The sequence below is a fragment of the Lonsdalea iberica genome (genome assembly GCF_002111585.1).
Lineage (GTDB): Bacteria > Pseudomonadota > Gammaproteobacteria > Enterobacterales > Enterobacteriaceae > Lonsdalea > Lonsdalea iberica.
In genome coordinates this window covers 25,561-37,423 of the sequence record NZ_LUTP01000008.1, presented here as the reverse complement: position 1 = coordinate 37,423, position 11,863 = coordinate 25,561, and the positions used below count along the sequence as shown (strand labels likewise).

At 54.7% G+C, this 11,863-nt stretch carries 14 protein-coding genes; all 14 read right to left on the bottom strand.

From position 1 onward, the window contains the following. Positions 1-12 precede the first annotated feature (12 nt). The 14 genes from AU511_RS04710 to glmU all read right to left on the bottom strand — a co-directional run bounded on the left by AU511_RS04710 (position 13) and on the right by glmU (position 11,667). Entirely contained in the window at positions 13-441 is a 429-nt protein-coding gene (locus tag AU511_RS04710) for an acyl-CoA thioesterase (RefSeq protein WP_094108937.1), read from the bottom strand. Further along, positions 438-2,147 carry a glycosyltransferase family 2 protein gene (locus AU511_RS04705; protein ID WP_094108936.1) on the bottom strand — a complete coding sequence of 570 codons (1,710 nt, stop codon included), beginning with the start codon at positions 2,145-2,147 and terminating at the stop codon, positions 438-440. Before AU511_RS04705 ends, AU511_RS04710 begins: the two co-directional genes overlap by 4 nt. Beyond that, positions 2,138-2,491 (bottom strand): ApeI family dehydratase, encoded by a 354-nt coding sequence (locus AU511_RS04700; protein WP_094108935.1) that lies wholly within the window; start codon positions 2,489-2,491, stop codon positions 2,138-2,140. The genes AU511_RS04705 and AU511_RS04700 overlap by 10 nt, the downstream gene beginning before the upstream one ends. Beyond that, on the bottom strand, positions 2,478-3,836 hold the full coding sequence (locus AU511_RS04695; protein ID WP_094108934.1) for an AMP-binding protein: 1,359 nt from the start codon (positions 3,834-3,836) through the stop codon (positions 2,478-2,480). Before AU511_RS04695 ends, AU511_RS04700 begins: the two co-directional genes overlap by 14 nt. Further along, positions 3,836-4,429: a COG4648 family protein gene (locus tag AU511_RS04690; RefSeq protein WP_094108933.1), complete on the bottom strand. Its 594-nt coding sequence runs from the start codon at positions 4,427-4,429 to the stop codon at positions 3,836-3,838. Before AU511_RS04690 ends, AU511_RS04695 begins: the two co-directional genes overlap by 1 nt. After that, a complete protein-coding gene (locus AU511_RS04685; RefSeq protein ID WP_026743772.1) occupies positions 4,416-4,667 on the bottom strand; it encodes an acyl carrier protein in 252 nt (83 codons plus the stop codon). The genes AU511_RS04690 and AU511_RS04685 overlap by 14 nt, the downstream gene beginning before the upstream one ends. A 2-nt stretch (positions 4,668-4,669) precedes the next feature. Continuing rightward, a complete protein-coding gene (locus AU511_RS04680) occupies positions 4,670-4,954 on the bottom strand; it encodes a phosphopantetheine-binding protein (RefSeq protein ID WP_094108932.1) in 285 nt (94 codons plus the stop codon). A gap of 34 nt (positions 4,955-4,988) precedes the next feature. Continuing rightward, a complete protein-coding gene (locus AU511_RS04675; RefSeq protein WP_094108931.1) occupies positions 4,989-5,777 on the bottom strand; it encodes a lysophospholipid acyltransferase family protein in 789 nt (262 codons plus the stop codon). Next, positions 5,770-6,498, bottom strand: coding sequence for a beta-ketoacyl synthase chain length factor (locus AU511_RS04670; RefSeq protein ID WP_094108930.1), 729 nt, complete (start codon positions 6,496-6,498; stop codon positions 5,770-5,772). The genes AU511_RS04675 and AU511_RS04670 overlap by 8 nt, the downstream gene beginning before the upstream one ends. Before the next feature lie 28 nt (positions 6,499-6,526). Then, the gene (locus AU511_RS17975) at positions 6,527-6,739 is read right to left on the bottom strand and encodes a hypothetical protein (protein ID WP_420843435.1); all 213 of its coding nucleotides are present in this window, start codon (positions 6,737-6,739) and stop codon (positions 6,527-6,529) included. 209 nt (positions 6,740-6,948) lie between these two features. After that, a complete protein-coding gene (locus AU511_RS17970; protein ID WP_420843434.1) occupies positions 6,949-7,317 on the bottom strand; it encodes a hypothetical protein in 369 nt (122 codons plus the stop codon). A gap of 187 nt (positions 7,318-7,504) precedes the next feature. Further along, complete coding sequence (locus AU511_RS04660; protein ID WP_094108929.1) at positions 7,505-7,897, bottom strand: hypothetical protein; 393 nt, start codon at positions 7,895-7,897, stop codon at positions 7,505-7,507. Positions 7,898-8,211: 314 nt separating this feature from the next. Continuing rightward, on the bottom strand, positions 8,212-10,047 hold the full coding sequence (gene glmS, locus AU511_RS04655) for a glutamine--fructose-6-phosphate transaminase (isomerizing) (RefSeq protein ID WP_094099949.1): 1,836 nt from the start codon (positions 10,045-10,047) through the stop codon (positions 8,212-8,214). 249 nt (positions 10,048-10,296) lie between these two features. After that, on the bottom strand, positions 10,297-11,667 hold the full coding sequence (gene glmU / locus AU511_RS04650; RefSeq protein WP_094108928.1) for a bifunctional UDP-N-acetylglucosamine diphosphorylase/glucosamine-1-phosphate N-acetyltransferase GlmU: 1,371 nt from the start codon (positions 11,665-11,667) through the stop codon (positions 10,297-10,299). Positions 11,668-11,863: the final 196 nt, after the last annotated feature.

The following is an 11,863-nucleotide window of genomic DNA, read 5'->3' as shown; positions in this document are numbered from 1 at the left end:
AACCGATAATTTTCACAGTGTGACTCCCAGTCGTTCCAGCAGGATATCGGGTGAGACAAAGCTCAGCGTCCGGCTTCCTTCCTCCACCGCCACCTGAATGGTGTAGCCGGTGGTGGTGCGTTGTCCGCTCTCAATGTCAAAAATTTGGTAGGCGATCCGCAGCCGGTTTTCGACTTCTTCCACCGTCGCGCGAACGCGAATACGCTGTTCATAAGACAGAGGCGAACGGTATTTGACGCGGGTATCCACGACCGGCCAGACATAGCCGGAGGCCTTCATCTCACGGTAGCCGTAGTTGAATTTGTTCAACAACGCTTCACGCGCCACCTCAAAAAAACGGAAGTAGTGGCCATGCCACACCACGCCCATCGGGTCGCAATCGTGGAATGAAACCGTTATCTCCACATCGTGACTTAGGCGGGGATCGTTCAGTGCACTCATTGTTTTTCCCTATCTGCCGACGTCTCGTCCGGCAAACTCCAAAAATCAAAAAAATTAAACCAGTCGAGAGGGGCTTTCAGCGCATAGTGCGCCAGCCTCTCGGCATAGCGATCGATAACCTGTTGCAACGCCTCCTGACGCGCCCCTCTGGGCAGCACAATCGGATCGGCGAAGGGCTCGCAATAAACCCGAAGCTGGTTCTGTTCACGAAGGACAAACATCAATAACACTGAGCAGCGCAGCGCGGCCGCGAGAATAAACGGCCCCTGCGGGAAGGGGGCGGGACGTCCCAGAAAATCACTCCAGACGACGCGCTGCTGAACGCCGCGATGACGATGGACGGCAAGGCGATCGCCGACTATCGCTACCCACTCGCCCGCATCCAGCTTTTGCTGCAACAGCATAGCGGTTTCCGGTCCGATGTCGCGAATGGGGATCAGATTCACGCCCGCCTGCGGCGTCATGCTCTCCTGAATCTGCCGGAAACGTTGGGCATTATCGGTAAACACCAGGGCGTTAATCACCAATCCACTGACCTGTTGAGCCATACCACGACACACTTCGATATCGCCGAGATGGGAGGCCAGGATCAATTGTCCCCGCTCCCGTCCTTGATGGATGACGTCCAGCGCGCCCGGCGCAAAGTCGATCTCCTTGCCCCAGTGCAACTCCCCGCGCCAGCTGGCGATTTTATCCAGCATCGCGTAGCCAAAACGCAGAAAATGGCGATAGCTGTTTAAAGGGCGAGGCAGCGCAATTCTCTGATCATCCGCATAGTCATGAACCTGAGCCAGCCACTGGTTAGACGCCTGCCGCTGCGCCTTTCCAGTCAACCAGTAAAAAGCGATGACGGGCCACAGCAACAGGGAAAAACCTCGCCGTCCCAGCCATTGATAGACGGCCAACATCAAGCGCATACCCAGCAGACCTTTGCGTTCGGCGATCCGCGCCCAGTGTATGCGGCGACGGCGGAACAAGAGTGAGGGTATGCGCGGCAACATGCCGAAAAACAGGCGGGTGTGCATCCAGGAAATACGGAGGTTGTCCCTCAGCGCGTCAAAATGCGAGATGCCATTGTCTGGATAGGTGACGCGCGTATCGATGAAACGGCTGGCGGTGCCTTGCCAGTAAAGCCGGACCATGATTTCCGTGTCGAAATCCATCCGTTGGCCTATCTTCCGTTGAGACGTCAGCGCCAGAGTGGCTGCCAACGGGTAAACCCGAAATCCGCACATGCTGTCTTTGATCGAGAGGGAAAGCGTCTCGACCCAGACCCAGAAATGGGTGATGTATCGGCCATAGAGGCGGGATTTAGGCACGGAGGCGTCATAACGCGGACGTCCGGAAATCAGGCTCTCAGGGTGCGCGCGGGCGTCGTCCAGCAGACGTGGAATATCCTCTATCTGATGCTGTCCGTCCGCATCCACCTGCAACGCGTGCGTGTAACCTGCGACAGCAGCAGTTTCAAACCCTTTGACGACCGCAGCGCCTTTACCCTGATTCCTCGCCAGTCGCACCAGCGTCACGCGCTCGTTTTCGCGGGCCAGCCGTTCCAACTGCTGTTGTGTGGCCGTCTCGCTGCCGTCATCCACGATAAAAACAGGCAGATCGAAAGACGCCAGTCGCGCCAGAACACCGGGCATCATGCCGCCGTGGTTATAGCAGGGGATCACGACGCAGGGTAAGAAATCGCGGTTCATAGACATAAGGTGATTTTCCCGTTGCTCGCCGGCAGTTCGTCGCCTTGCTTCCGCACGATGTGGTAGCTGAACGCCAGCTGTCGTTTGTCTTCCTTCCAGTTCAGGGTAAGACGTAGCGTGTTGCCCGGGAGTACGGGACGTTGAAATTTGATGCTTTCCACCGCGCTGAAACGCCACTGCGGCGCCAGGATCTCCACGCCATAGCGCATCGCCCAGTCGAGCTGAGCGATGCCGGGAAGCAGCGGTTGTTCGGGAAAATGGCCGCGGAACCAAAGCAGACGCTCATCGGTGCGCAGCATCAGCTCCGCCTGGCCCTCATGGGTTGTCCGGGAAATCTCAACGGGCAGCATGGAAAAGCTCCTGTATTTGTGGCCAGGCGCGCTTGCTCTGCGTGTTGACGGGAACGGCCTCGACGATGCGCCATAACCGAGGCATCGCGACCGGCTCCAGCCACTGATGCAGCTCATGACGCCATTTACGTTTCAGATTCGGCAGGTCGGCGGCCAGATGGGGGGCTTTGAGGACAAGCACCACGCCAATACATGCACGATCGCCTCGCTTGATCTGTACCGCTACCGCATCTTCGATTTCCGGCAGTGACAGCAGTCGACGTTCGATTTCACTGAGAGAAATACGCTTATCTTCGACTTTCAAAATACGATCGTGACGACCGCACAGTTCAAACCGCCCGTCGCTTGAGAACGCCAGCTTGTCGTCCAGTCGAATCCCTTCCGGCTGTGGAATCAGCGCTGAACGCACCCACCAGTCGCCCGCGTCATCCGCCTGATGCGTCACGCCGTCGAACGGTGTCCAGACGGTCTTTTCTCCGTCACGCGAACACCATGCCATGACGCCGGTTTCGGTACTACCGTAGATCTCGTCAATCGGATGGCCCAACCCCTGAGCCGCTTTCTGCGCGGCCCCCCAGGGCAGCGCGCCTCCCGCGGAGACAATCAACTGACAGCGAGGCACCGCCAATGCGTAGTCCAGACGCCGTAAGAAAGCCGGGCTGCTGATGAAAGCGTAGCGCTGTTCGCGGGGGAATGCCGCCAGCTGTTCGGTGTACATGATTTGTCGACTTTCGAAACTCAGGCCTAATGCCATGGGCAACCAGATGCAGAATGTCAGACCGTACATGTGCTGATGCGTAACGGAGGCGACGATGTGGCAATCTTGCAAACGCTCGCCCCACAGCGCCCCCAGCCAACGCGACTCCTCATCGAGGCAGCTGATCGGCTTAACCACCTGCCGGGGTTTGCCGGTTGATCCTGAGGTGAACAGAACCACGCAGGCATTATCCGGCATCGTCGGCAGATCGCGGGTGGGCGATGCCGGATGCGCTTCGGCGTTGAGGGTCACAACAGGACAATCCAAAGGCAGCGCGATATCCGTGAGTACACCATCGAACTCGCTCATCTGCTCTTGCAGCACCGACAAACGGCAGTGGCCGGGAATAATGGGTGTCTTACCCGCATGCAACGACGCCAGCAACCCCACGGTAAACAGGTAGCTGTCTTCGAAACAAAGCGCCCAGCGCTGAGCGTCGCGGGCCATCAGCTGCTCGCACAGTAAAGTCACCTGCTGACGCAGCATGGCAAGCGTAAACACCTGTGAGCCTTGGCTGGCCACACGGCGTTGCGCGCCATTCTCCAGCGATAACCAGTCGCTGACCGGAGAGACTTTTATCTTCTTCATTATCTCTTTCTTAGGCGTTGACGAATCAACCATTCTCCACCCATCACTATCCCTATCAACACGTAACTCAATAGCCCATTCCATAAGGTCCACCAGCGGATGTTGCCCGCCAGACAGGTCCATGCCGCGACGCTGCCGTTAAACACAAAAAACAAACACCACATCTGCGTCACTTTGCGCGTATAGCGTATGGCCTGAGGGGGGAGGTCAGGCTCTTTCAAGCGGGCCAACCGTTCAACGAGCGGCATGCTGCTGTATAGCGAGCCGCCAAATAACCCCAGCATCACCAAATTCACCACTACCGGATACCCCATCAGCCACTGGGTATCCTGCAACCACAGGCTCGTCAGGCAAAGGATCGCACCGATGGCCGCCAGCAGGCCCCCGGTTTCTCTGAACAATCGCTTATCTCGGGATAACGCGTAAAAACGCAGTAGAAAAACCAAGGCCAGCAGCGGCAGGATCCAGCGTTGGTGGGGATGCGTAACACTAAACCACACCAGAAAAGGCCAGCTCAGCGTCAGCAGTGCGCTCAACCCGGCCGTCAATCTGGAGAAGGTTTTCCCTGGCGGTGAACCGCTATTGCCCTTCATTAAGGAGATGTTCTACCGCAGTAACGACGTCCTGCACGGTGCGTACAGATTTGAAGGTTTCCGGAGAGATTTTCCGTCCAATCCGTTTTTGCAGGTGAACGACCATATCCACAGCATCGATGCTGTCCAGCTCCAGATCCTCATACAAGCGGGATTCAGGGGTGATATCGTCCGCATCAAGCTCGAAAAGCTTCACCAGCAACCCAGTGACTTCCTGATAAATATCGCTCTTATCCATAATTAACCCATTGTTTTATTATCAGAATTCACGGAACTCTGTGCGTTGATGAACGCAGCCAGAGTGGCGACAGAGAAGAAATGCTGACGCATCTCTTCACTTTCTGCGGAAAGCGCGACGCCATAACGGTTTTTAACCGCCAGCCCAAGTTCAAGTGCATCAATAGAATCCAAACCGAGCCCATCGCCAAATAACGGCGCATCGTTCTCAATCTCATCGACGCCCACCTCTTCGAGGTTCAGTGCATCAATAATCATTTGTTTGATTTCAATGAAAATACTATCCATAACTCATACCTGTTTTTTTTGAATAATAATGAAATTAACGCGTTAACGAATCCCGCAAAAAACGAGTCAGGCGTCGCGCGGCCAAAGAGGGTTCGTCGCCCTGTCCGACAAAATCTTGGCTGCGAATACGCTCCTGAACCGTGACGGTCAAAAACGGTTTTACGCGGGGAATGTGGTACCAGCGGTCGTGTTTACCCAACGTCTGCTGGGTACTACGAATATGGACGATGCGGAGATCGCAACCACAGCGAACGGCGATGTTCGCCGCACCGCGTTGCAATACCAGCGGCCGTCCTGGGTCGGTTCGGGTTCCTTCGGGGAAAATCATGATGGCTTCGCCGCGCTTCAAGCGCCGTTCGCACTCCGGCAGCAATGTGTATGACTGACTGTTGATCAGGTAGTCTGCCGAACGTATCACCCCACGAAAGAACACATTTTTCTGCAACTCCGCCTTCACGAGACAATCCACCTCAGGCATGACCGATGCCAGCATGACGTAGTCGATCAGCGTGGGGTGATTGGCGACAATGAGACAACCACGGTCTTTCCTGAGCGTTTCCACCCCTTCTATTTTGTAGTCCAGCACGCCCAACGTACGAACGCACCAGAGGAAAAACCGAAAGCTCGCGGAGATGCTGCGGCGCGCCAGCTGCCGGCGGCGTAATGCGCCGCAGGGCATCAGCAGCAGTAAGTTGAACCACACCAACGAAAGCAGTAGTCCGCCCAGGCTGAACATGCCGAAACAGAAGCCGGTCGTCGCCAGCCGCCAGCCACGGTTTAGCCAGGAATAGAGGGTCATTGGCGCGATAGCATCATCACTCATAGCGCGCCTTCCACTGCCAGCTAACATTGGCGCCCTCAATGTTGAATACCTTTTTTTGCGCTAATACTGCCTGCAAAAATTGCAGACTTTGGGGCGTTCCAGGCTCTTCCGCCTCATTCAAAGGAGAGGATGAACACGTCAAGTCATCGCCGGGAGCCAATAGCAATGCAACTGCATAAGGGTAACGCGGCACCAGTTCCGGCAGTTTATCGTCGAAAAAGGCAGGCACCGCGCCATCGAAATCCACCAGCACGACATGGCGATATCCCGCCTGATGCAGCGCGGCGACTTCCAGTAGCCCTTGTTGAAAGGAGTCCAGCCCTGCCGCAATCGACGTTGACACTAAGGATGATCGGGCGGCGATTGTCAGACTGCCCACCGCGGAGTTATGCACAGACATCGTGAAGTCGGTAGGAGACAGGCTTTCGTGCTGTGACAGCGCCAACAGGATGCGCAGGTTACGCTCCAATTCGCCGTGACGGCTGGTAAATACGACGGCGTCGCCGCCATGCTGTTGTAACAGAGACAATCCGCAGTCGACAGAGAGTCGGCTACCGCTATTGAGACGTCTCGCCGTCATCATCGGCAGATGGCGGCACTTGCCCACGGGTTGCTCAGAATCGATGGCACAGGACGTTTTCGCCCAGCGCTGCCAGTCGGTAAGATCATTTAAGCCCGGCGCTCTCGCCTGCCAGTCAAGGAGTGTAAAAGCAAAATTCATACTTAATTTTCTTCTATTCGTGTCACGATTACCGGCTTTCACTGACATTAATTAATTGATAAATCAGATTGTTACAGAACAATAGCGTATGTCCCACGCCGATGTTATCGACCTGCTGCTCCACGTCCAGCGCCGCCTGAGCCACCAACCGTATCAAGCGCTTCGCGGCATATAAACGGCTATTACCGCTGGCAAGACAGGTAAAACAAAGCGACGACATATTGGGGCTGAATGTGGCCACTTTTCATTTCTGCCGATCTCAGAATATTTCCAGAATGCACATCCCGGCTTCCGGCTACATACTCCGCACGATCTTGCTTAAGATCCACACAATCTGCTCCGGAAAATCTACCAACGACACGTGGACGCCTGGGGCGTCGTCATGGCACAACATCGTCCATTCACCGGTATCGCCACCCACGTTATACAACCGCCGGAGCCCCTACTGAATCACGTAGGGCAATGCAGCCTGAAATGCCGCATCTGAATAAAATGATCGAAATCCGACCAACCTTTCCGCGCCTTAATCGGTAACACGCCCAAAGCCGGATAGATCGTCGGCCAATCGCCAAAAACGCGTAATCCCGCCGATTTCTTTTCTGATAAGGCTTTATCGAAATAGAACATGCCTAGGAAACAAACGTCTTGGGTGAAAGCCATGTTCACTCGCGTCATACGATTGTGAAGGAGGAAATAACCGGTTTCACTCAGAATATAATGTCCATTTTTCAGGTAAATAAGACGACCGCTTAATCCCGCATCCAACAAAATTCCCACAGCATAACGAGTTAAATCGACGGCGGAAATAATGTCATTCAATGGGGCTCCGGTCTGTCCGCATTCGTCCAGAAACGACAAAATGCCATAATCTCGCAAATTGACCGCCGGCTGCGGTAATCGCCACTAAGGCATTGATATTATCCTTGCCGCTTCCGTGAGACACCGCATTCCCATGAAAAATAAAAAGAAAGCAAAAGGCTGAATGATAAATATTCAGCCCTCATTGTTATTTAATATGCTGCGCTGACAGGCACAATTGAATTTCACGATCCAAATTGTTTATCCAGCGGTTGTAATTACGATGAATTTTACCATTGGCAGCCCTGAGATTCTGGCTGTTGACGTAGTTGATGGAATAACTGCTGGTCGAGTAGTTAATGCGGATATCCGCGACATGGCCGCGCTGGTTGATATGACCATTGATCACGCCAGGAGAGACCGGCGTCATGACCCACTCACGTTGCTGCCCTGCCTGAATAATGGCTGTTTTCACCTGTTCAATGCTGTATTGGGCTGTGATGGATTGATTCACATTCATGATATAGGCGCTTCGGGAAGAACACCCTACTAACGTAAAAAGACACACCAGACATGCAGCTAAAATACGAAACTTTTTCATAGAATCCCTGTAAGAATGTCACCACTAGATCTGCCTAGGTTAAGACGGCAGTCATGGACGCGAAGCCGAAAATAGCACGCATCATTGCGCGCACTTTACCCAAAATTGTAATTCTTTTACAAAAATTATCATATAAACGCAGAATAAACGCTAAAAAAAACAGCCTCTAAATGAAAGCCAGAAGACAATCGGGTCAGTTGGGAATAAATCGGCGGCAGAACGGAAAAATTTATATCGGAATTAAAGTAATGGGGAAAAATAACGTCAGCCAGAGAAGATAAACAGGGTTTCACTAGCTGACGAGGCAGGCTTAATTACTCAACGGTAACGGATTTAGCCAGATTGCGCGGCTGATCCACATCCGTCCCTTTAATCAAGGCGACGTGATAAGCCAGCAGCTGAAGCGGCACGGTATAAAAGATAGGGGCGATGACTTCTTCCACATGCGGCAGAGGAATGATTTTCATCATATCGCTGTCCGAGGTGAATCCTGCTTCTTCATCCGCAAAGACATACAGCTCGCCGCCTCGGGCGCGTACTTCCTCAATGTTGGATTTGAGTTTTTCCAGCAAATCATTGTTAGGCGCGACCACGACGACCGGCATATCCGCATCGATTAAAGCCAGCGGGCCGTGTTTCAATTCACCGGCAGCGTACGCTTCCGCGTGGATGTAGGAAATCTCTTTCAGCTTGAGCGCCCCCTCCATCGCGATGGGATATTGGTCGCCACGACCCAGGAACAACGCGTGGTGCTTGTCGGAGAAGCCTTCCGCCAGCGATTCAATCAGCTTGTCCTGAGACAGAATCTGCTCCAGACGCGCGGGCAAGGCCTGCAGGGCGTGCACGATATCGTGCTCGACCTGAGGTTCCATGCCGCGCAAGCGCCCAATTCTCGCCACCAGCATCAGCAATACCGTCAGCTGAGTGGTGAAAGCCTTGGTCGACGCCACGCCGATTTCGGTGCCCGCTTTGGTCATTAGCGCCAAATCGGACTCGCGCACCAGCGATGAACTGGCTACGTTGCAGATCGCCAGCGAGCCAAGATAGCCCAGCGACTTGGATAGACGCAGCGCCGCAAGCGTATCGGCGGTTTCCCCAGACTGGGACAGCGTAATCATCATGCTATTACGCCGCACCGCAGGCTTTCGGTAACGGAATTCGGAAGCGATTTCGACATCGCACGGAATACCGGCCAGCGACTCGAACCAGTAGCGGGACACCATCCCGGAGTTGTAGGAGGTCCCACAGGCGATGATTTGCAGGTGCTCGACTTTCGATAGCAGTTCGTCGGCGTGCGCGCCCAGCTCGGACAAATCGATCTCGCCGTGGCTGAAACGGCCTTCCAGCGTGTTTTTGATCGCCAGAGGCTGTTCATAAATCTCTTTCTGCATGTAGTGACGGTAGGCGCCTTTGTCTCCGGCATCATACTGCACGCTGGATTCGATCTCTTCGCGCGTCACTTCCGCACCCTGACGATCGAAAATACGCACCGTACGGCGAGTAACTTCGGCGATATCGCCCTCTTCCAGGAAGATAAAGCGACGCGTGACCGGCAGCAGCGCCAGCTGATCGGAAGCGATGAAGTTTTCCCCTACGCCACGGCCAATGACCAGCGGGCTGCCGGAACGCGCGGCCACCAGAACGTTGGGATCGCGGCTGTCCATCAGCACCATACCGTAAGCGCCGCGCAGCTGAGGAATGACGCGTTTGACGATATCAATCAGCGAGCCGCCGTTCTCTTTCTGTTCCCAACGCACCAGATGCGCGACGACTTCCGTATCCGTTTCAGAAACGAATCGAAAACCCCTTGAGGTCAGCATTTCTCGCAACGGCTCATAGTTTTCGATGATGCCGTTATGCACGACGACGATGTTTTCAGACACATGCGGGTGTGCATTCGTTTCCGACGGTTCGCCATGCGTCGCCCAACGCGTATGGGCGATCCCGGTGCCGCCGTGCAGCGGATGCTCGTCCGCCGCCTGGGCCAGCATCTGGACTTTGCCCAGACGACGCAGACGGGTCATGTGCCCTTCGTTATCGACTACCGCCAGACCGGCCGAATCATAGCCCCGGTATTCCAGACGGCGTAACCCTTCCAGCAGGATTTCAGCAATATCTCGTTGCGCGACTGCGCCTACAATTCCACACATACAATGATTCCTATAGAGGTGACATATTGTGTCACCGATGCAGTCTTTGACCTGATTAATCCGGTTTATTCCGGGCTCCCCGAGCCTTGTAGAGTGGGGAATTATTATGTTTTGGCCTGCCTGTTCACTCGTCAGTCTGAAAATGCAGGACAAAACCGTCTTTCATCAAGACAACGCTCATCCCGCCCTACAGGGGCGGGATGCTTTGTTCGACGAGGGCGCATACATCAACCGCCGCCGTCACAACGTTTACTTCTTTTTCACCGGCCTCCGCCAGCCAGCGATGCTTGTCTGCTTGACACGGCTAAGCACCAGCTCATTTTCGCCTACATCGCGAGTCACCGTGGTGCCAGCGCCAAGCGTCGCTCCGTTAGCGATGCGAACCGGCGCCACCAGCTGGGTATCCGAACCGACAAAAACATCATCGCCGATGAGGGTTTGATGCTTGTTGGCCCCGTCATAATTACAGGTGATAGTCCCCGCGCCAATATTCACGTTCGCGCCGATCTCCGCATCGCCCAAATAGGTCAGGTGGCCGGCTTTAGAGCCTTTCCCCAAACGGGCTTTTTTCATTTCAACGAAATTGCCGACGTGAGCGCCTTCCGCCAGCTCAGCGCCAGGACGCAGACGCGCAAAAGGCCCGATGGTGCACTTCGCTTCCAGCACGGCGTCTTCTAGCACCGAGTATGGACTGACTTCACAATCATCACCAATGACGCTGTTTTTGATCACGCAGCCCGCACCAATCGTGACGCGATTTCCCAACGTGACGTCGCCTTCCAGTATGACATTGCTGTCAATGGTGACGTCACGGCCAAATGTCACGTCGCCGCGCAGATCGAAGCGTGCCGGATCCTGCAACATGACACCTGCCAGCAACATCTTTTCCGCCTGTTCCTGCTGATAAATGCGTTCCAGACGCGCAAGTTGAAGACGATTGTTGACGCCTTCCACCTCGCTGGGCCGTTCTGGGTGTACTGCGGCGACGTGACGACCTTCCCGAGCTGCCATCGCGATGATATCGGTGATATAAAATTCGCCCTGCGCATTGTCGTTGGTCAGTTGGCTCAGCCAGCGCTTTAGATCGCGGCCGCCCGCCACCAGAATGCCGGTATTGATTTCGCAGATTTCACGCTGCGCCTCGCTGGCGTCTTTATGTTCCACAATGCCAACCACCGCATGGTCCCGCCGTACGATGCGTCCATACCCCGTAGGATCGCCCACATTCACGGTCAATAGGCCAATGCCGCCCTCGGGTTTCGCTTGCACCAGACGCTTCAGCGTCGCTTCGGAGATCAGCGGAACATCGCCGTACAACATCAAGATATCTTCGTCATCGGTAAACGCTGGCGCCGCCTGCTGCATCGCATGCCCCGTCCCCAGCTGTTCGGCCTGCAACACCCAGTTCAGCGCTTCGCCGGACAGCGTTTTTTTCAGGCGATCGCCGCCGTGACCATAAACCAGATGAACACGCTCGGCGCCCACCTTCATGGCGGTATCAATCACGTGTTGCACCATCGGCTTACCGGCCAGCGTGTGGAGAACTTTGGGAAGATCGGAATACATGCGCGTTCCCTTGCCGGCGGCAAGAATAACGACGCTGATAGCACTGTTCGACATAGGCATCCTGACTGAAACTGATTGGTGCCCACCAAGTGGGACGAATGAAAGTTAACCCTATTATTACACCGGATTACTACATATTTTTCAGCGAAAAATCCCGCTTGGCCGCATTTTGCGTGATAACGCCGGCGAATTAGCGGATTCAACCTCAAAGGCGTCTATTTAGCGACGGTTTTGAGTCTTGCCCCCTAAA